Source organism: Arthrobacter sp. Cr_A7 (genome assembly GCF_029222765.1).
Classification (GTDB): Bacteria; Actinomycetota; Actinomycetes; order Actinomycetales; family Micrococcaceae; genus Arthrobacter.
In genome coordinates, this window is the sequence record NZ_JARHXQ010000076.1 from 1 (window position 1) to 25,187 (window position 25,187).

The following is a 25,187-nucleotide window of genomic DNA, read 5'->3' on the forward strand; positions in this document are numbered from 1 at the left end:
CAACGAAGTTTTCGGTGCCATGCGGATCAAAGGGGCAGCGCGCACCCCGCCCCGGCAGCGAACTAAGATGGATCAGATAACCAACCACCGGACGCGGTTCCGCCGTGTCCTGCTGAAAGTAGCGCGCACCATGCCATCCCAACCGGACGAGAGTGCGGCACTGGCGATTCAGACACCCGCCATTAACGACCGCTCCCTTGCGGCGGGACTGGCCTATGCCATGGGCAGCCGCGTCTCCGGGATCTCGTTTGATGCCGGCACGGGCCTGATGCTGGGCAAGGTCCGGGGAGGCGCCGAGGTTCCGTACTCCACCACGGCCAAGCTGGTCCGCAAAGCCGGCGGCTGGAGCTGCACGGTTGGGGTGTGCAGCTGTCCCGTCCGCAAGGACTGCAAGCACGTGGCGGCGCTGCTCTTCGCCGCCGAGGACAACCCCGCCATCCGCGTCCAGCTGCTGTCCCCCGCAACCGCCACCCAGGTGGCCCGGGAGCCGTCGGCCGCCGCCCTGTCCGACTGGGAACAGGCCCTCAGCCCGCTGATCTCGCAGCCAGGGGGTGCGCCTTCCGGCACCGGAGTTCCGCTGGCGCTGCAGTTCGAGATAGAGGAACCGGCCCCGCACTTCTCCTACACAGGCCGCCGGGATCCGCTGCGCAGCGTCCGCCAGCTCAAGGCCCGGCCCGTGATCATGGGCGCGAAGGGCAAGTGGATCCGCGGGGACGTCTCCTGGAATACGCTGAGCTACCTGAACTTCCGCCGCGAGTGCAACGAGGCGCACGTTGAGTGGATGCAGGAGTTCCTGGCCGCCCATTCCGCGTCGGCCAGCCGGATGCACAATTCGTCCGGCCTGTGGCTCGGCCTGAACTCCTACTCCGGGAAGAACCTGTGGAGCCTGCTGTCCGACGCCCGAAAGATCGGGCTCGCCCTGGTCCACTCGCGCGGCACCGAACCGGTGCGCCTGGCGGAGGCCCCTGCCGCCGTCGGGCTTAATCTCGGTCGGTATGGCGCGCCCGCGGCAGGCAGCGCTGACCCCGCAGGGGATGGCGACGCGCCTCAGCAAGCGTCCGACGACGGCGGGCTGGAACTTTCGCCCACCATCACCGTGGAGGGGGTCGAGATTGATCCGGCCGCCGTGGGGACGATCGGCCGCCCTGCGAACGGCCTGTTCTTCACCTCCGGCGAGGCCGCCTTGCCCGGAGTTCCGGACCCTGACGGCACCATCACCCTGGCGCCGCTGGAGGGCGGCTTGAGCGAGGAACTGCTGGCGTTCGTCACGGCCGGCAGCACGCTGCATATTCCTGCCAAGGATGAGTCCCGTTTCCTCACCGGGTTCTATCCCAAGCTGAAGCAGGCGGCCCGGGTGACGGCGCGGGACGAATCCGTCGAGCTTCCCGCGCTGGCCGTTCCCACGCTCTCGCTGCTGGCAAACTACGGCGCCGACCACAAGGTGCGGCTGCATTGGGAGTGGCACTACAAGACCGGAAACCTGGTCACCGCCCAGCCGCTGTGGCGCCACCCCGGAGACCACGGCTACCGCGACGACACCGCAGAAGCCCGCGTCCTTGAGGGCATCGGCCACCCGTGGGAGGTGGTTCCAGCATTGGGCGAGTCGGCAACCGGCGGTTGGGGCACTCCCCGCCTGGCGGCGTCGGCCGAGCTCAAGGGCCTGGACACGCTGGCGTTCACCGAGGAAGTGCTGCCGCGGCTGCGTGAAGCTCCGGATGTGGACGTGGAAACGGCAGGCGATATCGCCGATTACCGCGAGGCCGAGGAAGCCCCGGTCGTCTCCATTTCCACCAAGGCCACCGAGCAGCGCGACTGGTTCGACCTCGGCATCCAGATTTCCCTGGAGGGCCAGCCGGTGTCCTTCGCGGCCGTGTTCTCCGCCCTGGCCGCCGGCCAGACCAAGATGCTGCTCCCCAGCGGCGCCTACTTCTCGCTGGACCTGCCGGAGCTGCACCAGCTGCGGGCGCTGATCGAGGAAGCCCGGTCGCTGCAGGACAACAAGGACGCCCCGCTGCAGATCAGCCGTTTCCAGGCCGGGCTGTGGGACGAGCTGGCGCAGCTGGGCATCGTGGACGAGCAGGCCGCCGCCTGGCGTTCGGCGGTGGGCGGCCTCCTGGAAGGCGGCGTGGACGGGCTGCCGCTGCCGGCCACCCTGAATGCCGAGCTTCGGCCCTACCAGCTCGAGGGCTTCAACTGGCTCACCTTCCTGTACCGGCACAGCCTGGGCGGCGTCCTTGCCGACGACATGGGCCTCGGCAAGACCGTGCAGGCCCTCGCGCTGATGTGCGCGGCGAAGGAACAGGCCGGGGAGAAGTCCCCCGACGCCGTCGCTCCCTTCCTGGTGGTTGCGCCCACCAGCGTGGTGGGCAACTGGGCCGCGGAGGCCGCGCGCTTTGCGCCCGGGTTGAAGGTGCAGGCTGTCGGCGAGACGTTCGCAAAGAGCGGGCAGGAAGTGGCTGACGCGCTGGCCGGGGCAGACATCGTGATCACCTCGTATGCCCTGTTCCGCATCGATTACGACGCCTACGCCTCCCGTGAGTGGTCCGGCCTGGTACTGGACGAGGCGCAGTTCGTGAAGAACCACCAGTCCAAGGCGTACCAGTGCGCGCGCAAGCTGCCGGCCGCCTTCAAGCTGGCCATTACCGGCACGCCGCTGGAGAACAACCTCATGGAGTTCTGGGCACTGACGTCCATCGTGGCACCGGGCCTCTTTTCCAGCCCCAAGCGCTTCGCGGAGTACTACCAGAAGCCCGTGGAGAAGAACGGCGACAAGGGGCAGCTGGACAAGCTCCGGCGCCGGGTCCGTCCCCTGATGATGCGCCGCACCAAGGACCAGGTGATCAAGGACCTGCCTCCCAAGCAGGAACAGATCCTGGAAGTGGTGCTGAACCCGCGCCACCAGAAGGTCTACCAGACCCACCTGCAGCGCGAGCGGCAAAAGATCCTGGGGCTGATCGAGGACGTGAACAAGAACCGGTTCACCATCTTCCAGTCGTTGACCCTGCTGCGGCAGCTCAGTTTGGACGCCTCGCTGGTTGACCCGTCGCTTTCGGGGGTCCGTTCAAGCAAGCTTGACGTGTTGTTCGAGCAGCTCGAGGACCTCGTTGCCGAGGGCCACCGTGCCCTGATTTTCAGCCAGTTCACCGGCTTCCTGGGGAAGGTGCGCGAGCGGCTTGATGAGGAGAAGATCGAGTACTGCTACCTCGACGGCGGCACCCGCAACCGTGCCGACGTGGTCAGTGAGTTCAAGAACGGCAGCGCCCCGGTATTCCTGATCTCGCTGAAGGCCGGCGGCTTCGGCCTGAACCTCACCGAGGCCGACTACGTCTTCCTCCTGGATCCCTGGTGGAACCCGGCGTCCGAGGCGCAGGCAGTGGACCGGACCCACCGGATCGGCCAGGCCAGGAACGTGATGGTGTACCGGCTGGTGGCCAAGGACACCATCGAGGAAAAGGTCATGGCGCTCAAGGCCCGGAAGTCGCAGCTGTTCGCCGACGTGATGGAGGGCGACGCCCTGGCCGGCGGCACCATCACGGCCGAGGACCTGGCGGGGCTGTTCAAGGAGTAGATGGTCCGCCCGCCGTTCGGCTTCGCGGCACGTTATTCTTGGTGCAACCAGAAACTACAACGTTGGAGAAACCGTGCACCAGCAGCCCGCCGCCACGGTGGCCATCCCGCCTTTCGGAAGGGCTCCCCTGCCGCATCTTCTTCCTCTGCGCGCGGACACGTTTTCTGTCCCCTACCGTGATCCCGTCTGGGACGGACCCACCGATCCGGTCCTCGTGGCCGACCACCTGAAGGGCGAGTGGGTGCTCTTCTACACCCAGCGCCGCGCCACGAAACCCGGGCTGACGGGCGTGGAATGGGTACATGGCACGGCCATCGGCGTCGCGCGGTCTTCCGACGGCGGGGCCACCTGGAACTACCAAGGCACCGCGGACGGACTGATACCGCCGGAAACTGAACGTCCCGCTACCCTCTGGGCGCCCGACGTCGTACGCATTGGGGACCAGTGGATTATGTACCTGACCGTGCTGGGCGGCGTCCGGACGGACTGGACCGGGAGTGCGTCCGTCGTGCAGTTCGCCAGCCCGGACCTCGAGGCGTGGGAGTACCTGGGGCAGATAGACCTGGACTCGCCCCGGGTCATTGATGCCGCCGTCGCACGCTGCGGCGATGGCCGCTACCGGCTCTGGTACAAGGACGAAGCCCGCGGCTCCAACACCTACAGCGCGGTCAGCGACAGGCCCCAGGACCCGTCGTCGTGGGTACTGGAAGGCCTCACGATCCCCGGCCGCCCACATGAAGGACCGAAGGTGTTCCGGCTGGAGGGCCACTACTGGATGATCGTGGACGAGTGGCGTGGCCAGGCGATCTACCGCTCCGCCGACGCCACAGGCAACTGGACGCGGCAGGAACACCGTGGCGGCCTCATCCTCACGGCCCCCGAATCAGTGGAGGGAAGGCCCGTCGTCGGACGCCATGCTGACGTGGTTCCCCTGGCACCCGGGGAGGACGGCAGGGAACGGGCCCTGCTGGTGTATTTCACCCATCCGTATTGGGGCGGCGAAGACATCGGCGCCATGGACGCGGAGCCCAGGCCACGTCTCAGCCACGTCCGGGCGGCCGTCCTGGAAGTGCGGAACGGCAACCTGGTCTGCAGCGGGCACTAGTAGAGCAGGCAGGCACGACAAAAGGCCAAACCTTGGAACTATAAGCCAGCTGCTGCTGGCACCGGTCCAAGGTTTGGCCCTCTGCCTGACTCGTCCGCCGGAGTGGTTACCGGACTTCCGGGAGGTCCCTACGCACGCTGGGGGGAGCCCAGCTCCACCGGGTCCTCGTCCGTGAGGTATGCAAGCTCGGAGTGTGCGGCGAGGTCGATGCCGCGCATTTCGTCCTCGGGCTTGATGCGCAGGCCGATCGTCTTGTCCAGGATCTTCGCGAGGATCCAGGTGATGCCGAAGGAGTAGACCAGCACTGTGACGGTTGCCAGCGCCTGGACGCCCAGCAGTTCAACGCCGCCTCCGTAGAAGAGGCCATTGACGGCGTTGGGGGCGGCGTCGGTGGCGAAGAGGCCGATCAGCAGGGTGCCAAGGATGCCGCCCACCAGGTGGACACCGACGACGTCGAGCGAGTCGTCGTAGCCCAGGCGGAACTTCAGTTCGATGGCCAGCGAGCAGACGGCACCGGCAATCAGGCCGATAGCCACGGCACCCAGCGGGCTGACGGAACCACAGGCCGGGGTGATGGCGACCAGCGCGGAAATCAGGCCGGACGCTGCGCCCATGCTGGTGGCGGTCCCGCGGCGGAGGCGCTCAACAAGTGCCCAGGCGAGGAGGCCCGCCGAAGCAGCCACGGCGGTGTTCAGGAAAACCACCGACGCCGACTGGCCGGCGGACAGTGCCGAGCCTGCGTTGAACCCGAACCAGCCCACCCACAGCAATCCGGCGCCGATGAGCACCAGCGGCCGGCTGTGCGGTTTCGCGTGTTCCACTTTGGGCCAGCCGGAGCTCTTGCCGAGGACCAGTGCCAGGGCGAGGGCGGCTGCGCCGGCGTTCATGTGCACGGCGGTGCCGCCGGCGAAGTCGATGGCTTTGATGCCGCTGGCGATCCAGCCGCCGGTCACGCTGCCGTCCGCCGACGAGAAGGCGAACACCCAGTGCGCGATGGGGAAGTAGACGATGGTGGCCCAGATGCCGGCGAACAGCATCCACGCGCCGAACTTCATGCGCCCGGCCGCAGCTCCCGCCACCAGCGCCGTGGTGACGCAGGCGAAGAAGAGCTGGAACGCGGCGAACAGGATGACCGGGATGGACGCCTCTTCATCCGCGGCCAGCAGCTGCCCCATCCCGGGGAACTCGGTGACGTCACCGATCAGGCCCAGTCCGCCCACGGAATTTCCGAAGGCCATCGAGTAGCCGAACAGTGCCCAGAGGACAGCCACGAGGCTGGCGCCGCCAAAGCACATCATCATCATGTTGAGAATGCGGCGCGACCCCACCATGCCCCCGTAAAACAGGGCCAGGGCGGGGATCATCATGCAGACCAGCGCCGAGCTGGCCAATATCCAAGCGACATTTCCCGAATCCATTGGGAAACCCCTTTCGTGATGCGAGGAGAGAACGGAAATCGCCCGTCAAAGCCACTCCGGAGGAGGGACGCGGAGTCAGTACCACGTTCATCGGAGGGCGGCTATTGCCGTCTGGTTCCAACTGTATGGCGGGCTTTTTTGGGTGGGTTTCGGATGTGTTAAATGATGGTTTCAGTCGTCCGCATGCGAGTTTCACCAGCCCCTTCCTTACACGCGGGACGCGCGTACCCTGCAAGTAAGGGCAGGAGGAAAGGACGCATCATGCGGACCGTGACATATGGCGCGGCGTGCAGCCTCGACGGGTACATCGCCGGCAGCGGCGGTGCCATTGACTGGCTGCACTTCAGCAGGGACGTGGAAGACATCATGGCCGAGTACTGGACTACGGTGGATGCCATCCTGATGGGCCGGAAGACGTGGGAGTTCGCCGCCGCCCAAGGCATGGGCGGCGAGTCAGACCCGGGCAGCCCCTCGGCAAGCAACGAGGCCACCGGCATTCCGCCGGTCGCCACCTACATCCTCTCCCGCACGCTAAAAGAGTCCCCGCCCGGAGTGGAACTGGTGTCCGCCGATGCCGCGGGATTCGTCAAACAACTCAAGGAACAGCCGGGCAAGGGAATCTGCCTGATGGGCGGCGGCGAACTCGCCGGATCGCTCTTCGAAGCCGGTCTGATCGACGAGGTCAGCCTCAATGTGCATCCCGTGCTGCTGGGCTCCGGCGTCCCCTTCTTCCGGCCGCAGCCCCGGCGCACCGGCCTGGAACTCGAGGAGTCACGCGTCCTCGACGGGGGCTGTGTCCTCATGAATTACCGCGTACGGCACTGAAGACGACCGGCCACAGCCGCTATCCGATGGCGCGTGCCTCGCCCATCAGCCCGGCGAGCGCATCTGCCAGCGCCACGGCACCGGCTTCCGCGTCCCAGTCCTCCACCAGCTCGTCCGGGGAATGCGAGATGCCGGTGGGGTTCCTGACGAACAACATGGCGGTGGGAATGTGGCTTGCCAGGACGCCGGCATCGTGCCCGGCGCCGGTGTCCAGGACCGGCGCTCCGGGAAGCAGTTCCTTCAGCCGGTCTCGCAGGCCGCCGTCGAAATGCACTGTGGGGCTGAGCGATTCCATGGTGAGGCTGGCGCGGCAGCCTTCCTCAGCGGCGAGCACCTGGGCGTTGAGGCCGATGGCTTCCACCAGGGCCGCGGTGACGGAGTCGTCCGGGTGCCGGACGTCGATCCACAGGTCCACCCTGGAAGCGATCACATTGGTCCCTCCCGGAACGGGCTGGACCCTGCCGACCGTGGCACGTGCGTCCCGGTACTTCCTGGCGGTATCGCGGATGTTCACCATGATCTTGGCGGCAGCGATCATGGGGTCCTTGCGGTCCGCCATCAGAGTGGTGCCGGCATGGTTGCCCTGCCCGCTGATGCTGAGCTTCCAGCGGCCGTGGCCCAGGATTGAGGAACCAACGGCCACGGGCTGGTTCAGGTCAACCAGTCCCCTGCCCTGTTCCACATGCAGCTCCACGAAGACCCCCAGCTGCTGCAGCGTCTTGTAGTCCGCACCGATCAGCCGGGGGTCCTGGCCGTTGGCGGCAGCGACGTCCGCGAACGTGTTGCCGTCCGGGTCTTTGAGCCGGCGCGCCTTGTCCGGATCAAGCTGGCCCGTCAATAGACGGGAGCCCAGGCAGGCCACGCCGAACCGCGAGCCCTCCTCCTCGGGAAAGACGGCGATGGCCAGCGGCCGCCGGGGGCGGAGTCCGCGGGCTTTGAGGATGTCGACGGCGGCCAGCGCCGATGCGACACCCAACGGACCGTCGTACTCGCCGCCGCCGGGAACGGAATCCAGGTGGCTGCCGGTAACAACGGCATCCCTGCGGGTGCCGGCTGAGGTGTCCCACCAGGCCCAGATGATCCCGTTGTGGTCCGTGGCGACGTCCAGCCCGCGCCGGCCTGCCTGCTCGATAAACCAGTTGCGCAGGTCGGTTTCGGCGGTGGAGAAGACCGGCCGCGAATAGCCGCCGCGTGACGTGTCCCTGCCGATCGTGGAGATGTCCTGCAGCAGGCTGGTAACACTGGATGGGCTGGTGGCGGCAGCAGGCCGGGCATCCGCCGTGGGGTCCGCCGGGGGTACTGTCTGTGAAAGGCTCACTGGTATCCGTTCTATGTGGTCACAGCTGTGGACGACGCGGGCCGGAACCGCGGCGGGACACCGCCGGCCCCGGTGGCAAGGTCTGCAGCCCATTGGCCGATGAGCGGCGCGAACTTGGCCCCGTGCCCGGAGCACGGGGACAGGATGGTCAGGTTGTCCGCGCGGTCGATGATGAAGTCTTCGTTGGGTGTGTTCGTGAAGAGACAGGTGGTTTCCGCGTACGGCTCGGGGTCCAGGCCCGGCAGGTAGCGCCGGACGTAGTCCACCACGCGGTCCCGGTTGGCCGGATCAACAACGCCGGTTTGCTGAGCCGCGGAAGGGATGAACGGGCCGCCGTTGTACTCGGCCACCTTTTGCCCGGCAAAGCCTGCGTCGCGCCCGCCGGGAAGGCCGTACGTCTGGATGTCGGCGGCCTTGTGGATGAAGGTGGGCCACTCGCCTGCACCCTCGGGGTCCCGGTATTTGAAGTGGAACGCCTGTTCCTGCCGGACGGTGATCTCCGGCAGCCCGGCAAGGAACCCTTCCGGAAGGGGCAGCTGCCTTAGCAGCTCCGGCAGCCAGCCGCCGGCGCTGATGACGACGTTGCCGGCGTCGACCGCTTCCCCCGTGGCGGAAATGAGGCGGTAGCCGCTGCCGTTGCGTTCCATGCTGCGCAGGCTCCAGCCGGTCAGCACCTCGGCGCCGTTCCGCACTGCAAGGGCAATCATGGCGTTGACCGCGGTTTCGGCATCGATGACGCCGGCGCCGGGGTGCCAGAGGACCTCGGTATCAAAGCCAATCTGCGGCCAGCGCGTCCTGGCGTCGGAAGCGGAGAGCAGTTCGTGCTCAACGCCGACGGCGGCCAGCACCCCGGCGAGCAGTGCAGGGTTGCGTTCGGGGCCGTAATCCACGGCGCCGAACGGGGTGATCAGCTGTGTGCCGGTGTCCAGGGCGAGCCCGTCCCACAGGACCTTGGATTCCAGTACCGCCCGCGTGTAGAAGGGATCCGGGTACGCGTAGCGGAAAATCCGGGCGGAGCCGTGTGAGCTGGCGTCGTGGCTGGCGGGGACGTTGCGTTCCAGGATGGTGACCTGGTGGCCGCGGGCCGCAAGTTGCCAGGCGGTGGCGGCGCCGGCCAGGCCGGCACCCACCACCACATAATCGGACGAATCAGTCACGGGAGTGCTCCTAGCCTGCGCCGGGGATCCAGGAGGTGCCTGCCAGTGGAACGCGGGCCATGGCGGACGCCTCGATGGTGAGGGCCACCAGGTCCTCGGGCTCCAGGTTGTGCAGGTGCGACTTGCCGCAGGCCCGGGCGATGGTCTGGGCTTCCATGGTGAGGACACGCAGGTAGTTGGCCAGGCGGCGGCCGGCGGCTACCGGGTCCAGCCGGGAGGCGAGCTCCGGGTCCTGGGTGGTGATGCCGGCGGGGTCGCGGCCGTCCTGGAAGTCGTCGTAGAAACCGGCGGCGGAACCGAGGGCAGAGTATTCAGCAGCGTAGCGGGGATCGTTGTCACCCAGGGCGATCAGCGCCGCAGTGCCGATGGCGACGGCGTCGGCACCCAACGCCATGGCCTTGGCGACGTCGGCGCCGGTGCGGATGCCGCCGGAGACGATGAGCTGGACCTTGCGGTGGACCCCGAGCTCCTGAAGCGCTTGGACGGCCTGCGGGATGGCCGCGAGGGTGGGGATGCCGACGTTCTCGATGAACACCTGCTGCGTTGCGGCGGTCCCGCCCTGCATGCCGTCCACCACCACAACATCGGCGCCGGACTTCACGGCGAGCGCGGTGTCGTAGTACGGCCGCGAGGCGCCGATCTTGACGTAGATGGGGGTCTTCCAGTCGGTGATTTCGCGGAGTTCACCGATCTTGATTTCGAGGTCGTCCGGGCCGGTCCAGTCCGGGTGCCGGCTCGCCGAGCGCTGGTCGATGCCCACCGGCAGCGTGCGCATCCCGGCCACGCGTTCGGTGATCTTCTGGCCCAGGAGCATGCCGCCGCCGCCGGGCTTGGCGCCCTGGCCCAGCACGATTTCGATGGCGTCGGCCTTGCGCAGGTCGTCCGGGTTCATGCCGTAGCGGGACGGCAGGTACTGGTACACCAGGTGCTTGGACTGGCCGCGCTCCTCAGGCGTCATGCCGCCGTCGCCCGTTGTGGTGGAGGTGCCTACCTCCGAAGCGCCGCGGCCCAGCGCCTCCTTGGCGTTGGCGGACAGTGCGCCGAAACTCATTCCGGCGATGGTCACCGGGGTCTGCAGGTGCAGCGGCCTGGACGCGTGCCGGTCGCCGAGCACGACGTCGGTATCGCACTTTTCGCGGTAGCCCTCCAGCGGGTAGCGGGACATGGAGGCGCCGAGGAAGAGCAGGTCGTCGAAGTGCGGGACCTTGCGCTTGGCGCCCCAGCCGCGGATGTCGTAAACGCCGGTGGCGGCGGCGCGCTGGATGTCGGCGATGGTGGCGCGGTCGAACGTGGCGGATTCGCGCAGGCCCAGTTCAGCGATGTTCTGGGTGGGCGCCTGCTGCGGAACGGAGGTGATGGTCATGGGGGCTCCTAGTACGACGTCGAGTTGTCGACGTGGAAGTGGTAAAGGTTCCGGGCTGAGCCGTAGCGCTTGAAGTCGGCGGGGTTGTCCGTGCGGCCGGCGGCGGCGAGCAGCTCCGCGAGCTCGGCGAGGTGCTCGGCCTGCAGCGGCTTTTCGACGCAGTCCGCGCCGAGGGAGGCGACGGTGCCCTTGACGTAGATCCGGGCCTCATAGATCGAGTCGCCCAGGGCGTCCCCGGCGTCGCCGCAGACCACCAGGCGGCCGGCCTGCGCCATGAACGCGGACATGTGGCCGATGTTGCCGCCCACCACGATGTCCACGCCCTTCATGGAGATGCCGCAGCGTGCGCCGGCGTTCCCGTCGATGACCACCAGGCCGCCGTGGCCGGTGGCCGCGGCGGACTGCGATGCGTCGCCTTTCACGTGGACCCTGCCGGACATGATGTTCTCGGCCAGTCCGACGCCGGCATTGCCGGTGACGGTCACGTCGCCTTTTTGGTGCATCCCGGCTGCGTAGTAGCCAGCATGGCCTTCGATGGTCACCTTGATGTCCGCGGTGATGCCGACGGCCAGGCTGTGCTTGCCGCCGGGGTTGGTGACGGTCCAGGCCTGTCCGTCCACGGCGTCGTGGATGCCCTGGTTGAGTTCCCGGACGGTGCTGGCGTCGAGGTCCACGGTGGTGGTGGCGGGCCCGTCTGCTGCCGGGACGTCCGTCGCGATGTTTTCGGGGGCTGTCAGAGTGACCATGTGTAGACCTTTCCGGGTTCCGGTTCAAAGATGCGGGCGTTGTCGATGCCGGGCAGGCCGGCCAGGGCGCGGTATTCGGAGGCCATGGCCACGTAGTCGTCCGTTTCGGCGATGATGGCCGGTTTGCAGGCGATGGGGTCCCGGACCACGGCCATGCTGTCCGCGGTGGTGACCACCAGGGTGTAGAAACCGTCCAGGACCTTGCCGAGGTTCACCAGGGCTTCCTCCAGGGTGTCGCCCTGCTTGAGCCGGGAAGCGACGTAGCGGGCGCCCACCTCGGTGTCGTTCTCCGAATCGAACACCACACCTTCACGCTTGAGGTCACGGCGCACCGTGGCGTGGTTGGAGAAAGAGCCGTTATGGACCAGGCACAGATCGTCGGCAACCGAGAAGGGGTGGGAGCCGCCTGCGGTCACTGCCGATTCGGTGGCCATCCGGGTGTGGGACAGGCCCTGGCTTCCGGCCATCGCCTCGAGGCCGTGCTCGGCGGCGATTTCCATGGGATGGCCCACGCTCTTCATCACTGCCACGTGCTCGCCGCGGCCGATGATGGTGGCGCCGGGCAGGGTTTCGCTGACGGCCTTCACCAGCAGGTCAGTCCCGACGGCGGCACTCACCAGGGTGGTGTCCCCCACCACTTTCGTCGCCGCTGCCGCGCCGGTCGGGAGCATGGCGGCGACGCCTGCGGTGATGGCCGCCGTCGTCATGCCCTGGTCCTTGCCGAGGAGGCTGAGGGTGGAGGTGCCGTCCGACACCAGCCCGGGGGTGTTGTAGACGGCCAGGCCGGCGGAGTCCGGTCCGCGGTCCACGATCTGGCACAGCATGGAGGACAGCAGGCTGCCCATCTGGGGGTGCAGCGAGGGATTGCGCAGCTGCAGCGCGGCGATTCCGCACATGGTGGGGGTCCTTACTCGGTGGGGATCAGATAGAGGTCAAATACGTGCGGATTTCCCAGTCGCTGACCTGGTTGTGCCAGCTCAGGAATTCCTCTTCCTTGGCGTCGGCGTAATAGGCGCCGATCCTGGCGTCACCGCTGAGGCTGGAGAGGATCACAGGGTCTTTCCGCAGTGCTTCCACGGCGTGGAGCAGGGTGGCCGGCAGGAGGTGCGCGTCGGGCCTGGACTCGCCGGGTCCGGAGGGAGCACCGGGGTCGGCGGCTTTCTCCACGCCGTCCAGTCCTGCCGCGATGGCTGTTGCGATGGCAAGGTAGGGGTTTGCGGAGCCGTCCCCGGAGCGCAGCTCAATCCGCTTGTTGTCCGGCACGCGGATCATGTGCGTGCGGTCGTTGCCGCCGAAGGACGCCTTGCGGGGTGACCACGTGGCGCCGGAGGAGCTGGTGGTGGCGCCCGTGCGCTTGTAGGAGTTGACCGTCGGTGCGAGGAACGCCTGAAGCGCGGGGGCATGGTCCAGGATGCCGGCGATGAATGAATAGGCGAGGCTGGAGATCCCAAGGCCCCGGTCGTCGTCGTGCGCGTCAGCCGGGAACAGCGCGTCGGTTCCGGACCAGAGGGACAGGTGGAAGTGCAGGCCGGTGCCGGTCCGGTCCGTGAAGGGCTTGGGCATGAACGTTGCGGTCATGCCGCGCTGTTCGGCCAGGATGTTCAGGATGTAGCGCAGGGTCACCACACGGTCAGCGGTGGTGAGGGCGTCCGCGTAGTTGAAGTTCTGCTCGAACTGGCCCGCGGCGTCTTCGTGGTCGTTGGCGTAGTTGCCCCAGCCCAGGCCGTTGATCGCGTCCGAGATGGAGGTGAGGTGGTCATACATGCGGGTGACGCCGCGCGCGTCGTAGCAGGGGCGGGGCGAATCGTCCCGGGCGTCGGCGGTACTCAGCGTCCCGTCGTCGTTCTTCTTGACCAGGAAGTATTCAACCTCCGCCCCCACCTTGGCCTGCATCCCCTTGTTTGCGAGGCGGGCGAGGGTGTTCTTCAGGATCACCCGGGGGGCGTAGGGCCAGGGCTTGCCATCGACGTATGGGTCGCAGTGAATGATGGCCAAGCCCTCCTTGATAAAGGGCACCGGCGTGAAGGAAGCCAGATCGGGAACAGCGATCAGGTCTGAGTCCTGCGGCTTCTGTCCGATAAGGCCCGCGGCGTAGCCGGCAAAGCCCATGGCACCGTTCTCGAGCTCATCGGCGGCTTCCACCGGCACCAGCTTGGCGCAGGGCTTCCCCGTCATGTCCACAAAGGTGGCCAGCAGGAAGCGGACGCCGTGGGCTTTGGCAATATCCGCCAGGGAAATCCGGCCGGCGTCCGCTGCCACCGGCTCGGCCGCCTGTACTTCAGGGGTTGCGAGACTTGTCATCGAAACTGTCCTGTTCGGTTGCTGTTGCTTCTTATGAAACCTTGTTGAACCAGAGTAGTCAAAAGCGTGTTTCCAATGATGGCCCAATTTGTTAACTCTGGATGTCGCCTGCAGCGACCGATGGCAACAGCAACTTAACTCCCCGGAAACCTACCTCTGTTCACTCTGGTGAATCATCGTTTCATACCACTATCAACAGGAGGAACCGTGGAAGCACTGACAGGTACCATCACGAAGGCTGGATCAATCCAGAAGGTAGAAGGCGGCTTCATTGGCCTTCCCTCTATGAATGAACCCGGCGTCGACGCCGCGATTGGCGATTCGTTCTCCAACCCCGGCGGCTCCGCCATCAGCGCCGGCTTCTTCGAACTCAAAGCCTCCGAGCCTCTTGTTTACGAGTACACCTATGACGAAATGAAGGTCGTCGTGCAGGGCGAGTTCATCCTCACCGACCAGGCAACCGGCGACGTTGTGCGGGCGAAGGAACGTGACGTTCTGTTCTTTCCCAAGGGCACCACGGTGAAGTTCGAGACCCCGGACTACGCTCTGGGCTTCTACACCGGTCACCGCTCCTTCGCGCCGTAGGACGCCAATGAAACCCGCATACGTAAATCCCCCGGCAGTGGCTGGCCCGGTCCACGGCTTCCGCGGCGTCATTTGCGTGTCCTTTGGACAGGCAGAGTCCCTTGCGCCTGAAAACACGGATGGGCTGCCGCAGCAGGACCTTCACTTCACCTCAGCTGATCATGAAAGCCTCAGGCAATTGAAGTCGGTGATTGCATCGACGTATGTGGGGATGCGGCTCGTGCTCGCCGGGCCCCCAGCCGATATCCAGGCAGCTGCCGCGGTGGCGGCAGAGTGCGGGCTCGTAGAGGAGGAGATGATGCTGCTGGGCCAGGGATCGGGAATATCGGTTGTGTTTTGCGGACATTGCCATACAAAAACTCCATCCTTTCAGGGGCCGGGGTCGGAGGTTCATTGCCAGGGCTGCGCCACCACCCTGGCGATCTCCGGCCACTTTTCGCGGCGAAAAGCCGCCTACCTCGGATTCGCAGCCCACGCCGAGGAGTCAGCATGACCACGACGGCGCTTGAAGCCGGTGTCCATCCGGCAGTGCAGCAGGGCCTTCACCTGGAAGTCGCTGCTGTGAGCATTCAAACAGATTCGATCATTAGCATCACTTTCAAAGATCCGACCGGCGCTCCGCTGCCCCGTTATATTCCTGGAAGCCACCTTGTGGTCCAGTATGGGGGCGGCGCGAACGCCTACTCACTGACCGGTTCCGGCAGCACCCCCTCTGAATACACCATCTCTGTACTCAGGGTTGAGGGCGGCTCAGGCGGCTCTTTGGCGATGCACGGCCTTGCGGTGGGCGACCGGGTCCGCGTTTCCCGGCCGCGCAGCGCCTTTCCACCGGTGGCGACAGCAACCCACCACCTCCTGATTGCGGCAGGAATCGGTATCACGCCCATGCTTTCGCATGCACGGGCCGCAGCCGAAAAAAGCGTGGCCGCATCACTGCTCTACGCCTACCGCCCGGGGGCGGGGGCACATGTGGCCGATGCCCGGGAGCTGCTTGGGCCTGCGCTGAGGGAATGCACTGATCGCCATGTCTTCCGTGAGGAACTACGGGAAAAACTCAGTCACCAGCAGATAGGTACACACCTTTACGTGTGCGGCCCGGCGGCCTTCATGGACACCGTTTTGGAGGCGGCGTTGGAGCAAGGTTGGCCGAAGAGCCGTCTGCACTCCGAACCATTCGGAGGCACAGAACTGGATCCGGGCACGCCCTTCACGGTGCGCCTGGCCCGCAGCGGCATCAGCCTGGAGGTCCCGGGGGGAGTTTCGCTGCTGGAGGCCCTTGAGAAAACGGGAAAAAGCGTGCGCAACATGTGCCGCAAGGGTGTATGTGGCGAGTGCTCCCTTCCGGTACTGAGGGGCGCACCGGAACACCGGGATCTCTACCTGACAGAGGCGGAAAAAGCCGCAAATACCACCATCATGTGCTGTGTCTCGCGCAGCTTTGACCAAGAATTGGAGCTGGACCTTTGAGTACCGACGTCATCGAGGCAGACCGTGGGACTGCGGTCCTTCCGGCGCGAATCGCCCGGTTTCCTTTCCCTTTTCCTGCGGACAGCTACAGGTACAGCACCAACGTGGAACCTGCCGCCAACCCGGTGCAGACGGAAGCCGGTACGTGGGGAGCCGGCATTCTGGACATCGATGGACTTTACCTGGAGGAACTAAGGGAGCGCGAGGAGGTATTGAACCGGGATCCGTCCCGCGCCCACGTCCTGCCCCATATGCGGTTCGCCGTCTGGGATGCCATTGCCACCCTGCTCCCGCTCCTGGCTAAGGAACATCCAGAAAGCTTCTCCTTCACAAGGCATGGAAACGCCTGTACTTGGCGGAACATGCTGCAGGACCTTGAACTGGAATTCACTTATGGAGACGACGCAACCTTGCCCAAGGGCCCTCTTCGGTTCCTTGGAAGCCAGATACAGGACGACATCGTGCTCCTTGACCAGCGAGAGGACGCTCTCTGGCTTGACGCCGGCGTGGTCACCTTCGCTGCAGATTGGTCCCTGGGTTTTGACGTGGGGATGAAATTCCTGGAAGTCCATGGCCCCGTCCCGCGCGTTCATGAGGAGCAAATCGTGGCGCGGGCTCAGCAGTTCCTCATGCGTCTCCAGCCCGGAGAGAACTACCGCAGAACCAACTGGACAATGACTGTTGACCGGCGACTGGACACTTCCACCGAAACCTACCCGGAGTGGGCCAGTGACCGCAGCACTGTGTCAGCAGATCCTGCGCTGCCGGAGCGGCTCCACTTGCGGGTGGAAGTCCAGCACCTCATTCGCCTCCCCCACTCGGGGGCGGTGCTGTTCCTGGTCCGTACCCACCTCCTGCCCCTCACGGACATTGCCCAAGTCCCGGCATGGCGGGAACGCCTCGGCCGCGTCCTGGCAGAACTCCCCGAGGACATGGCCGAGTACAAAGGCATCAACCGCTACCGCAGGGCCGCATCTGACTGGCTGCTTGCCGGCTGACATCGCATCTCTTACAGGCCAACGCGCACTAAAAGCTTCCTTCGCTGCGGCCGCGATGTGCCTCGTTCCTGGGCGGCAGAACTGCCGCGGTTTCAGATCAAGCGGGTGGCCTCATAACGAGAAACGACTTGGAACAGGAAAAGCATGGAAACGATCACGAAGGCGGAAGTTCAGACCGGACTCACCGGCGGCACGTCCGGGACTTCCGGGCCAGCCTTAACAGCTGCCGGGAAAGTTCTGAACGCCCGCCCAGACCGCCCCGGCATAGCTGTCGACCCGGGCGGCACGATATTTCTCATCATTTCTTTCGGCTCCGGCGAAAATGCAGCCCTCGCCCGGGCTTGGCTGGCTGAGGCCGCAGAATTAGGGCCGGTTCAGTGGTTGACCTTTGCTGACTTCACTCCCGAAACCAGGCGCCAGCTTTCCCAATCCCTCTCCTCGAGCCTCAACGGCGTCCGCATCATGGTTGTCGGTCCACAGTTCGATGTTCTTCAAACCCTTGCCTTGGCGCGCGCCGCCGGTGCACTCGAGAATGAAGTCCGCAGTCTTGTCACCAACACGGCCGACCTTCCTGTCTACTGCGCACACTGCCGGGCAACGAGCAGGGTCGTCGGCGGCGTCGGGGATGCAGTGACCTGCCCAGCTTGCGCCAGGACACTCGAAATCCACGCCCATCTGTCCAGCGTGCGGGGAAGTTACCTGGCGTCCGATGCCCTTGCACGGGAACTGCCATGAGTACGATGCTCGATGGTTCACCCCGGGTGTCGGGGCACCTGCACCACTCCTTCGAAACACATCCCCGGCAGTTGGTTGTCCTTTCCGTTGAACCGGTTACGCCGGAGGTAACGCATTTCGTTCTCGGCGATGCCGCAGGGCGGGTTCTCACCAGTTACGAGCCGGGAAGCCACGTGGTTATCCAAGCCGGCCGAAAGCGGAATGCATACTCGCTTGTTGGAGACGGCGTGAATCCCCGCCAGTACGGGATTTCGGTCCTAAGACATGACACAGGAGGAGGATCGCAGTGGTTGCACGCCAACCTTGGAGTCGGCAGCACGGTTTTGGTTGAAGGGCCCCGGTCCATGTTTTCCCCGGATCCAACAGCAAGGAAACTGCTCCTGGTTGCTGCAGGTATCGGGGTCACACCTGTGCTCTCCCATGCGCGCGCAGCAGCAAGGTGGGGCCGGGCCGCTGAGGTGATTTACATCTACCGCGCCGGGGCAGCCGCACATCTGGACGATCTCAGAACGCTTGCTGCTGAAGGTCGCCTGGACCTTTTTGAGGCCGTGGAAAAAGAGGCCGGTATCGAGCTGCTTCGCCAGCGACTGCGCGTGCAGCCCTTGGGGACGCACGCTTATGCCTGTGGTCCCGTGGACATGCTGGAGACGTATAGGCGTGAAGGTTTGGGTGCAGGATGGCCTTCCAGCCGTCTTCACCTGGAGAGGTTCGAGGCACCGAAACAGGACCCAGGCAGGGAATTCCGGGTCAAAATTGCTTCCACTGGTGCGCTTCTCTCAGTGGAGCCGGGCGTGAGCCTGCTGCAAAAGCTCCTGGACGCCGGGCACAACGTGGCCAACCTCTGCCGCCAAGGCGTCTGCAGTGAATGCAAGATACCAGTCAGATCAGGAACGGTTGAACACCGTGACCTTGTCCTGAGCGACGAAGAAAAGAGCACCAACACCACCATGCTCTGCTGCGTTTCGCGGGGCACCGAGATTGAGGTCGACCTATGAGCATGCACGTATCCGAAGGCACGAAGTACACCGCAAACCTGCCATGGCCCTTCGCGGAAGACCAGAAGGACTTCCAGTACAGCGTGAATGTTGAACCTGCCCGCGTGCCGAAAAAGACCGCTGGAGGGGAATGGGGCGCGAACATTGTGGACCTTGGTAGGGACGATTACCTGCACATCATGAAGGAACGCCGCCGCATCCTTGAGGCCGATCCCTCCAGGGTCCAGATCCTTCCCGGCATGATGCCGGCCTGCTGGGACCTGCTGATGTACTACCTCAGGGATCTGGCCATCAGCCATAAGGACCACATGCAATTGGACGAAGACGGTGACCTCGTCCGGTGGCAGAACCATCTTCTTGGCACGGACCAAACCTTCGTTGTGGGCGTTGAATCTTCGCTGCCGTACGACCCCATGACTTTTCTGGGAAGGGAAATCCCGGACGACCTGCTCCTGGTTAAGGAACGCGGCGGACAGCTGCACTTCGATGCAGGCCTGGTCACCTTTGCTGCCGCCTGGTCCGTCACCTTCGACGCGGGCATGAGTTTCAATGAAATACACCAACCGGTGCCGCGCCTCACCAGCGAAGGCATTACCTCGCGGGCAGAGCAGTTTCTCATGCGGCTGCCGGCAGACCAGGTGTTCCGCAGAGTCAACTGGACACTGTCCGCCTCGGGTTCCCGCAAGCTTGACATCAGTCTGGAGGAGCTGCCGGAGTGGGGCCAGGACATCCCGCGGCTCCTGGCTGAACGTGATTTTGGCAGTTTGCAGCTCCGCATTGAACTGGAGCACTTCATCCGCCTTCCAATGTCAGGTGCGGTGACATTTAGCATCCGGACATTCATGGCTTCTCTCGAAGAGATAAAGACCATACCCGTATGGCGCGACCAGCTGGCCCAAATACTGGTGTCCACTCCAGAAGACATCGCAACCTACAAGGGAATAAGCGACTACCGGGCCGAAGCTGCCACCTGGCTGCTCAACTGACGAGGCCCCGTGTTTGGACTTCGTGAGCCATTCCAGGCCTGTTCAACACTTCAACTTTTCTGATCGGAGTTCTTCATGCCACAGGCAGATCTCGCGTGGCTTCTCGCCGCCTTTGCACTTGTAGTGCTCATGTTCCCCGGCCTGGCCCTTTATTATGGTGGGCTGCTCGGAAAAAACAACATTCTCAACATGTTCATGATGGTGCTGAGCACCCTTGCTGTCACCGCGGTCCTTTACGTCCTGTACGGATACGGCATGGTTTCAGGAAATTCCGTTGCCGGCCTGGGCCTTGTCGGCAACCCATTCGAATTTTTTGGTATGAACGGCTTCGAGATTGATGATAAAAGCGGCGGGCCGCAGTCAATCTATTGGGCGGCCTTCTTCGTCCTGTTCGCCGCAATAACCATAGCAATTGTCGCCAGTGGAGCCGCGGGTCGTATGAAATTCGGTGCGTGGATAATCTTCAGTGCCATTTGGCTGACAGTCGTCTACTTTCCCATCGCCCACTGGGTGTTCACCTACTCCGACGAAGAGACCGGCTACGTCGGCGGATGGCTACGCAACGTGGTTCACCTCCACGACTTCGCCGGAGGCACGGCGGTGCACATGACGGCAGGTGTAGGCGCCCTCGCACTTGCCCTCGTCCTGGGGAAAAGCAAAGCCCCGCAGGCAAAACCCCACAACCTTCCCCTCGCCATCCTGGGAGCAGGCATCCTGTGGTTCGGATGGTTCGGATTCAACGGCGGGTCTGCCGCAGGGGCCAACTTCCTGTCCCAGTACGTCGTCATGACCACACTCCTGGCCGGCTCCGCCGGCATCATCGGATACCTTGCGATCGAGAGACTTCGGGATGGACGGGCGTCTGCGCTCGGACTCGCCACCGGGGCAATTGCCGGCCTGGTCGGGATCACCCCCTCAGCCGATGCCGTAAATCCTCTGGGCGCACTCGCTGTTGGTGCAGCATCTGGTGCGGTTGTGTGTTGGGCCATCACCTGGAAGAAGAAGTGGGGAGTCGATGACACCCTCGACGCCTTCGCGGTCCACGGCATCGGCGGCATAGTCGGCACACTGTGTGTAGTGCTGATCGGAGCAGCATCAGCACCGGCGGGCGTGTCAGGGCTACTTTTCGGAGGAGACTGGAGCATCCTGTGGAGGGAACTGATTGCTATCGTCGCGACTTGTCTCTATGCCTTTGTCGCCACGTACGCCATCGCCTGGACCTTGAACAAGGTAATGAACATCCGGGTTGATGAAGAAGCGGAACACCGCGGCCTGGACCTTACCCTCCATGCGGAAGCTGCCTACGCCGAGGCGGACTGACCAGCGCAACTCAAAACACCAAGGATCATCCGAGGAGCACCATGAAGATTGTCACAGCCGTCATCCAGCCCCACCGGTTAGAGCAAGTCAAGCAAGCTCTGGCCGACACCCTGCACACGGGCCTCACAGTCAGCGACGTCAAAGGCTATGGCGTGCAAAAAGGACACACCGAGGTCTACCGGGGTACGGAGTATCAAGTGGACTTCCGTCCCAAGGTTCGGATCGACCTCATCGTTTCGGATGAAGACGCAGAAGGCGTCATTGAAACTATTGTCATGGCAGCGCGGACTGGAAGCCTGGGTGACGGGAAAATCTGGACACAGGACATCTCCAACGTCATTCGGGTACGCACAGGAGAACGTGGAGTCGAGGCAATCTAGTTGGGTGATGGAAGCGGCCCGGCCCCGCAGGTCATGTTGCGCGGGGCGTGGCCGGTTCTACTTCGCTGCCACAGCGAGGAACCGGATGGGAAGCTCCAGCAGCTCGAGCGGACCGTGCGGCCCTTCTCCGTCAAGGAGCAGCGAGTCCCCCGGCGTCATGGTGTATTCGTACTGGCCGTGGCCGTAGACCATCTTGCCGGCGAGCATGTAGATGAATTCCGTGCCCGGGTGCTGGAAGAGCGGGAAAACGTCTGACGCGTCGGTCAGGGTCACGAGGGTGGGCTCCAGGGCATCGCTGCGGCCCTTGAGGGTTCCCAGGACGCGGTATTCGTGCCCGTGCTGGGTGCCGCTGCGGACGGTGAGGCTGCCTTGGCCACTCTTGGTAAATGTCGCGTCCCGGTCTGTGTCCGCACCGCGGAACAGTGCCGTTACCGGGATTTTGAGTCCGTCCGCGAGGCGTTGCAGGGTGGTCAGCGAGCAGGACGTGCTGGCTGTTTCAATCTTGGAGATCATCGCCTTGGACAGCCCCGTGCGGGCCGCAAGCTCCGCGGAGGACAGGCCCTGGGATGTGCGGTAATGCCGGAGCTGGGCAGCGATCACCTGTTCGAGTTTTCCGGCAACCTCTTCCCGGGCATGTTCGGTCATGTCAGCCATCTTAGGTGGCCTAACCCCCAGCAGACCTGCCGCCTCACAGGTTTCGCTGCCTGGAGCTTCGCCGCCAACTGCGCCCAGGCCGCCCATCGTGGCCCGGGTTAGGGACCCTTAGGCGGGCTATGCTGGGAAAACCCGCCACAGCACTGGACGGCACGGGCATGGCAGCGAGGACCTAGGTCATTGGTCGCGGAAGGAAACGACACATGGCGCGAGCGACAGTCCAGGACGTCGCCAAAACGGCTGGAGTGTCCGTCGGGACCGTCTCCCGTGTTCTGAACGGCAGCCCCGCCGTCAGCGCAGCGAGCAAGGAAAAGGTCACGGGGGCCATCCGCCAGCTCAACTACCGGCCCCTCGCCTCCGCCCGCGACCTGCGCCGCGACCGGACTATGCGCGTCCTGGCGCTCGCGAAGAACCTCAACTCCCCCGTGATCAGCGAGGCCTTCCGGGGATTCGGTGACGCAGCGGCATTATGCGGCTACGTCAGCCTGATTGCGCCCACCTCCGGGGACCTCGAACGCGAACAGCAGCTGGTGGACATGCTGCGCAACGGCTCGGTGGATGGCCTCATCCTGTTTTCACCCACCATGCCGGATGCCGAGGTTGAAGCGCTGGCAGAACAGTTGAGCGTTGTCCAGGTCTGCGAAATCGTTGATTCCGAGGCTGCGTTTGGTGTTTCCATCGATGACCGGCAGGCGGCCTTCGACATCACGCAGCACCTCATCCAATCGGGGAGCCGCCGCCTGGCGATGATCGGCAACAGGCTGGCACGCTCCGGCCGGCTGCGTGAGGAAGGCTTCCGGGAAGCGGCCGCCCAAGCGGGTTTGTCGCCGGAACATCTGCTCCTGGCCGAGGGCGAGTTCGACTTCCACGCCGGGCGCCGCCTCGCCAAGGACCTCCTGCGGCTGGACCCGCTGCCGGATGCCGTTTTCTGCGGCAGCGATACGGTGGCGGCCGGGTGCGTCCGGGAAATCACGGACGCCGGCCTGCGGGTTCCGGAGGACGTCGCCGTGGCGGGTTTCGACGACTCCATCCAGGCGGAAATGTGCGTTCCAGAGTTGACCACCATCAGGCAGCCCGCCTATGAGATGGGCCGGGTGGCCTTTGAGGCACTTTTCGCGCGCATGACAGAACCGGGCGGGCACCGCCGCGGGCGCACGTTCCTTCCGCATCAACTCGTGGTCCGCGACTCCACCAGGAACTAGCGCCAGGGGTTGACAGCCGCAACGGATGGCTGCCAGACTTTTGGAATCGATTCCAAACTCAACAGAAGTATAGAACTCTGCAGTTTGGAATCGATTCCAATTCCTAGCCGCGACTCTCCCCAGCCACCACGTAAGGACGCATCTTTGAATCACGAGCAGCAGTCGTCAACGCAGCCCGCAGCCCTCCCGGACGGAGCACGGGCCCAGGATTTGCGGGTGGGAGTAGTTGGCATCGGTTGGGCCGGCCAGCAGCACCTGAAGGCCTATGAGGCACTGGACGGCGTCAGCATCGTTTCGCTGGCCGGAATGGAGCAGGAACTCCGCGAGTCCCTGCAGGCCGAATACTCCATTCCGAATGCGTTCGCGGACTGGAAAGACATGCTGGACCACGGCGGCCTGGATGCGATCAGCGTCGCAGTGCCCACCTTCCTGCACGCACCCATCGCGGTCGCAGCCCTGGAGCGCGGAATCCATGTGCTGAGCGAGAAGCCCATCGCACGGAACGCCGTCGAAGGCCAGGCCATGGTGGACGCGGCCCGTAAGGCCGGGCGTGTCCTGGACGTCGCCTTCAACCACCGCCGCCGCGGCGATATCCAGGCACTCAAGGGTGTTATCGACGAGGGCGGCCTGGGCCGCCCGTACTACGCCAAGGCATCCTGGCTGCGCCGTTCCGGCATCCCCACGCTGGGCAGCTGGTTCACCAATCCCGAACTCGCCGGCGGCGGGCCGTTGGCGGACATCGGCGTCCACGCCCTCGACTACGCCCTGCACCTGCTGGGCGAACCGAAGGTGGTGGCCGTGTCCGCCGCCACACACTCCGAGCTGGGCCCGCAGGGGCGCGGCGGCGGGAACGAGTACTCTGCCCTCGCCTCAAGCCACGCTTTTGACGTCGAGGACTTCGCCTCCGCGTTCCTTCGGCTTGAGGGCGGCGGAACCCTCCTGATCGAAGCAAGCTGGGCCACGTACCGGGAATCGGACGACCTCCTGGACTTCACGGTTTACGGCACCGATGGCGGAGCCGAACTCAAGGTGCAGGGCGCACCTTTCCCGACCGTCGGACAGCTCCGGGTGTTTACGGACAAGGACGGCGAATCCGCGGACTACGTCCCGCCGGTGCTGCCGGGCCGTGCCCACGACGGAGTGGTGGAGGACTTCATCACGGCAGTGCGCGGCGGCGAGGCAGTCTGGGGCGGGCACGATGGCTCCCTGGCGCTCTATCGTGCACAGATCATCGACGCGTGCTACCAGTCCGCGCTGGAGCAGAGGGAGGTTCGTCTCTAATGAACGGCAAACTAAGGATTCGGGTCTGGAACGAAGGCGTCCACGAGGCCATCAACGAACCGTCCCACATCGGCGAGATCTACCCGGACGGCATCCACGGCGCCATCGCCGCGGGCCTGCGCCCCTACTACCCGGAGGCGGAAATTACGACGGCGGTCCTGGCCACCGACGATGAACACGGCCTGGACGAGGAGGTGCTCGCCGAGACGGACGTCCTGCTGTGGTGGGGACACATGGCCCACCACGAGGTGAGCGACGCCGTCGTCGAACGCGTCCACCGGCACGTGCTGGGCGGCATGGGGCTGATCGTGCTCCACTCGGGGCACTTCGCCAAGGTCTTCACCAAACTGCTGGGCACCAGCTGCTCCCTCGCCTGGCGGAATGACGGCGAGCGCGAGCTGGTGTGGACCGTGAAGCCCTCGCACCCCATCGCCGAGGGCGTGGACAGCCCCATCGTTATCCCCGAGCAGGAGATGTACGGCGAACTGTTCGATATCCCGGACCCGGACGACCTGATCTTCATCAGCTCCTTCGCGGGCGGCGAGGTGTTCCGCTCCGGCGTCACGTTCACCCGCGGCAAAGGGCGGATCTTCTACTTCAGCCCCGGCGACCAGGAATACCCGGTCTACCACCACCCGCAGATCCAGCGGGTCCTGGCCAACGGTGTGAACTGGGCAGCCCAGCCCGGGCTGCACCGTTCGGCCCCGGAGGTCACCAACCCGCAGAGGGAATGGTTCGAGAACGCTTAGCATTCACGATGCCGACCACAATGCTGCGGTTTCT

Annotated in this window: 23 protein-coding genes; 15 read left to right on the plus strand and 8 right to left on the minus strand. The window is 64.9% G+C overall.

Features of this window, described 5'->3' with window-relative positions; genetic code table 11:
* Positions 1–130 precede the first annotated feature (130 nt).
* The gene (locus P2Q66_RS04405) at positions 131–3,568 is read left to right on the plus strand and encodes a DEAD/DEAH box helicase (protein ID WP_275725969.1); all 3,438 of its coding nucleotides are present in this window, start codon (positions 131–133) and stop codon (positions 3,566–3,568) included.
* Between the two features lie 73 nt (positions 3,569–3,641).
* Positions 3,642–4,673: a family 43 glycosylhydrolase gene (locus P2Q66_RS04410; RefSeq protein WP_275725913.1), complete on the plus strand. Its 1,032-nt coding sequence runs from the start codon at positions 3,642–3,644 to the stop codon at positions 4,671–4,673.
* 128 nt (positions 4,674–4,801) lie between these two features.
* On the opposite strand, the gene P2Q66_RS04415 is transcribed toward P2Q66_RS04410, so the two are convergent.
* Positions 4,802–6,091, minus strand: coding sequence for an ammonium transporter (locus P2Q66_RS04415; RefSeq protein ID WP_275725916.1), 1,290 nt, complete (start codon positions 6,089–6,091; stop codon positions 4,802–4,804).
* A 261-nt stretch (positions 6,092–6,352) separates the two neighbouring features.
* Here P2Q66_RS04415 and P2Q66_RS04420 point away from each other — a divergent pair, with 261 nt between their 5' ends.
* Entirely contained in the window at positions 6,353–6,916 is a 564-nt protein-coding gene (locus P2Q66_RS04420) for a dihydrofolate reductase family protein (protein ID WP_275725920.1), read from the plus strand.
* Positions 6,917–6,935: 19 nt separating this feature from the next.
* On the opposite strand, the gene P2Q66_RS04425 is transcribed toward P2Q66_RS04420, so the two are convergent.
* From P2Q66_RS04425 to glnT, 6 genes are read right to left on the minus strand one after another with little or no spacing between them, the layout of a single operon-like run.
* Complete coding sequence (locus P2Q66_RS04425) at positions 6,936–8,234, minus strand: allantoate amidohydrolase (RefSeq protein ID WP_275725923.1); 1,299 nt, start codon at positions 8,232–8,234, stop codon at positions 6,936–6,938.
* Between the two features lie 11 nt (positions 8,235–8,245).
* Complete coding sequence (locus P2Q66_RS04430) at positions 8,246–9,391, minus strand: FAD-dependent oxidoreductase (protein WP_275725928.1); 1,146 nt, start codon at positions 9,389–9,391, stop codon at positions 8,246–8,248.
* A gap of 10 nt (positions 9,392–9,401) precedes the next feature.
* Positions 9,402–10,754 (minus strand): FMN-binding glutamate synthase family protein, encoded by a 1,353-nt coding sequence (locus P2Q66_RS04435; protein WP_079595295.1) that lies wholly within the window; start codon positions 10,752–10,754, stop codon positions 9,402–9,404.
* A gap of 8 nt (positions 10,755–10,762) precedes the next feature.
* A complete protein-coding gene (locus P2Q66_RS04440; protein ID WP_275725930.1) occupies positions 10,763–11,500 on the minus strand; it encodes a protein glxC in 738 nt (245 codons plus the stop codon).
* Positions 11,488–12,396, minus strand: a complete 909-nt coding sequence (locus P2Q66_RS04445) for a glutamine amidotransferase (RefSeq protein WP_275725931.1) — start codon at positions 12,394–12,396, stop codon at positions 11,488–11,490. The genes P2Q66_RS04440 and P2Q66_RS04445 overlap by 13 nt, the downstream gene beginning before the upstream one ends.
* A 25-nt stretch (positions 12,397–12,421) precedes the next feature.
* Positions 12,422–13,801, minus strand: a complete 1,380-nt coding sequence (gene glnT, locus P2Q66_RS04450) for a type III glutamate--ammonia ligase (protein ID WP_275725933.1) — start codon at positions 13,799–13,801, stop codon at positions 12,422–12,424.
* 207 nt (positions 13,802–14,008) lie between these two features.
* Here glnT and P2Q66_RS04455 point away from each other — a divergent pair, with 207 nt between their 5' ends.
* The 9 genes from P2Q66_RS04455 to P2Q66_RS04495 all read left to right on the plus strand — a co-directional run bounded on the left by P2Q66_RS04455 (position 14,009) and on the right by P2Q66_RS04495 (position 21,267).
* Entirely contained in the window at positions 14,009–14,386 is a 378-nt protein-coding gene (locus P2Q66_RS04455) for a cupin domain-containing protein (protein ID WP_275725935.1), read from the plus strand.
* A 7-nt stretch (positions 14,387–14,393) separates the two neighbouring features.
* Entirely contained in the window at positions 14,394–14,879 is a 486-nt protein-coding gene (locus P2Q66_RS04460) for a dimethylamine monooxygenase subunit DmmA family protein (protein ID WP_275725936.1), read from the plus strand.
* Positions 14,876–15,853, plus strand: a complete 978-nt coding sequence (locus P2Q66_RS04465; RefSeq protein ID WP_275725939.1) for a PDR/VanB family oxidoreductase — start codon at positions 14,876–14,878, stop codon at positions 15,851–15,853. The genes P2Q66_RS04460 and P2Q66_RS04465 overlap by 4 nt, the downstream gene beginning before the upstream one ends.
* Positions 15,850–16,851, plus strand: a complete 1,002-nt coding sequence (locus P2Q66_RS04470) for a DUF3445 domain-containing protein (RefSeq protein WP_275725942.1) — start codon at positions 15,850–15,852, stop codon at positions 16,849–16,851. The genes P2Q66_RS04465 and P2Q66_RS04470 overlap by 4 nt, the downstream gene beginning before the upstream one ends.
* 144 nt (positions 16,852–16,995) lie before the next feature.
* The gene (locus tag P2Q66_RS04475) at positions 16,996–17,586 is read left to right on the plus strand and encodes a dimethylamine monooxygenase subunit DmmA family protein (RefSeq protein WP_275725944.1); all 591 of its coding nucleotides are present in this window, start codon (positions 16,996–16,998) and stop codon (positions 17,584–17,586) included.
* Positions 17,583–18,581, plus strand: a complete 999-nt coding sequence (locus P2Q66_RS04480) for a PDR/VanB family oxidoreductase (RefSeq protein ID WP_275725946.1) — start codon at positions 17,583–17,585, stop codon at positions 18,579–18,581. Before P2Q66_RS04475 ends, P2Q66_RS04480 begins: the two co-directional genes overlap by 4 nt.
* The gene (locus P2Q66_RS04485; RefSeq protein WP_275725948.1) at positions 18,578–19,567 is read left to right on the plus strand and encodes a DUF3445 domain-containing protein; all 990 of its coding nucleotides are present in this window, start codon (positions 18,578–18,580) and stop codon (positions 19,565–19,567) included. Before P2Q66_RS04480 ends, P2Q66_RS04485 begins: the two co-directional genes overlap by 4 nt.
* Before the next feature lie 75 nt (positions 19,568–19,642).
* On the plus strand, positions 19,643–20,887 hold the full coding sequence (locus P2Q66_RS04490; protein WP_275725949.1) for an ammonium transporter: 1,245 nt from the start codon (positions 19,643–19,645) through the stop codon (positions 20,885–20,887).
* A 41-nt stretch (positions 20,888–20,928) separates the two neighbouring features.
* Positions 20,929–21,267: a P-II family nitrogen regulator gene (locus tag P2Q66_RS04495; protein WP_275725950.1), complete on the plus strand. Its 339-nt coding sequence runs from the start codon at positions 20,929–20,931 to the stop codon at positions 21,265–21,267.
* A 57-nt stretch (positions 21,268–21,324) separates the two neighbouring features.
* Here the strand turns inward: P2Q66_RS04495 and P2Q66_RS04500 are convergent, their stop codons facing one another.
* On the minus strand, positions 21,325–21,912 hold the full coding sequence (locus P2Q66_RS04500) for an XRE family transcriptional regulator (protein ID WP_275725951.1): 588 nt from the start codon (positions 21,910–21,912) through the stop codon (positions 21,325–21,327).
* A 212-nt stretch (positions 21,913–22,124) separates the two neighbouring features.
* On the opposite strand from P2Q66_RS04500, the gene P2Q66_RS04505 reads away from it, so the two are divergent.
* From P2Q66_RS04505 to P2Q66_RS04515, 3 genes are all read left to right on the plus strand, one after another.
* Positions 22,125–23,123, plus strand: coding sequence for a LacI family DNA-binding transcriptional regulator (locus P2Q66_RS04505; RefSeq protein ID WP_275725953.1), 999 nt, complete (start codon positions 22,125–22,127; stop codon positions 23,121–23,123).
* 210 nt (positions 23,124–23,333) lie between these two features.
* On the plus strand, positions 23,334–24,404 hold the full coding sequence (locus P2Q66_RS04510) for a Gfo/Idh/MocA family oxidoreductase (protein ID WP_275725970.1): 1,071 nt from the start codon (positions 23,334–23,336) through the stop codon (positions 24,402–24,404).
* Positions 24,404–25,153, plus strand: coding sequence for a ThuA domain-containing protein (locus P2Q66_RS04515; RefSeq protein ID WP_275725955.1), 750 nt, complete (start codon positions 24,404–24,406; stop codon positions 25,151–25,153). The genes P2Q66_RS04510 and P2Q66_RS04515 overlap by 1 nt, the downstream gene beginning before the upstream one ends.
* Positions 25,154–25,187 lie beyond the last annotated feature (34 nt).

Excerpts from the sequence above, each read along its gene's own strand:
- P2Q66_RS04405 (WP_275725969.1), top strand. The coding sequence starts at position 131 with ATGCCATCCCAACCGGACGAGAGTGCGGCACTGGCGATTCAGACACCC.
- P2Q66_RS04415 (WP_275725916.1), bottom strand. The coding sequence starts at position 6,091 with ATGGATTCGGGAAATGTCGCTTGGATATTGGCCAGCTCGGCGCTGGTC.
- P2Q66_RS04420 (WP_275725920.1), top strand. The coding sequence starts at position 6,353 with ATGCGGACCGTGACATATGGCGCGGCGTGCAGCCTCGACGGGTACATC.
- P2Q66_RS04435 (WP_079595295.1), bottom strand. The coding sequence starts at position 10,754 with ATGACCATCACCTCCGTTCCGCAGCAGGCGCCCACCCAGAACATCGCT.
- P2Q66_RS04440 (WP_275725930.1), bottom strand. The coding sequence starts at position 11,500 with ATGGTCACTCTGACAGCCCCCGAAAACATCGCGACGGACGTCCCGGCA.
- P2Q66_RS04445 (WP_275725931.1), bottom strand. The coding sequence starts at position 12,396 with ATGTGCGGAATCGCCGCGCTGCAGCTGCGCAATCCCTCGCTGCACCCC.
- glnT (WP_275725933.1), bottom strand. The coding sequence starts at position 13,801 with ATGACAAGTCTCGCAACCCCTGAAGTACAGGCGGCCGAGCCGGTGGCA.
- P2Q66_RS04460 (WP_275725936.1), top strand. The coding sequence starts at position 14,394 with ATGAAACCCGCATACGTAAATCCCCCGGCAGTGGCTGGCCCGGTCCAC.
- P2Q66_RS04465 (WP_275725939.1), top strand. The coding sequence starts at position 14,876 with ATGACCACGACGGCGCTTGAAGCCGGTGTCCATCCGGCAGTGCAGCAG.
- P2Q66_RS04475 (WP_275725944.1), top strand. The coding sequence starts at position 16,996 with ATGGAAACGATCACGAAGGCGGAAGTTCAGACCGGACTCACCGGCGGC.
- P2Q66_RS04480 (WP_275725946.1), top strand. The coding sequence starts at position 17,583 with ATGAGTACGATGCTCGATGGTTCACCCCGGGTGTCGGGGCACCTGCAC.
- P2Q66_RS04485 (WP_275725948.1), top strand. The coding sequence starts at position 18,578 with ATGAGCATGCACGTATCCGAAGGCACGAAGTACACCGCAAACCTGCCA.
- P2Q66_RS04490 (WP_275725949.1), top strand. The coding sequence starts at position 19,643 with ATGCCACAGGCAGATCTCGCGTGGCTTCTCGCCGCCTTTGCACTTGTA.
- P2Q66_RS04495 (WP_275725950.1), top strand. The coding sequence starts at position 20,929 with ATGAAGATTGTCACAGCCGTCATCCAGCCCCACCGGTTAGAGCAAGTC.
- P2Q66_RS04500 (WP_275725951.1), bottom strand. The coding sequence starts at position 21,912 with ATGACCGAACATGCCCGGGAAGAGGTTGCCGGAAAACTCGAACAGGTG.
- P2Q66_RS04505 (WP_275725953.1), top strand. The coding sequence starts at position 22,125 with ATGGCGCGAGCGACAGTCCAGGACGTCGCCAAAACGGCTGGAGTGTCC.
- P2Q66_RS04515 (WP_275725955.1), top strand. The coding sequence starts at position 24,404 with ATGAACGGCAAACTAAGGATTCGGGTCTGGAACGAAGGCGTCCACGAG.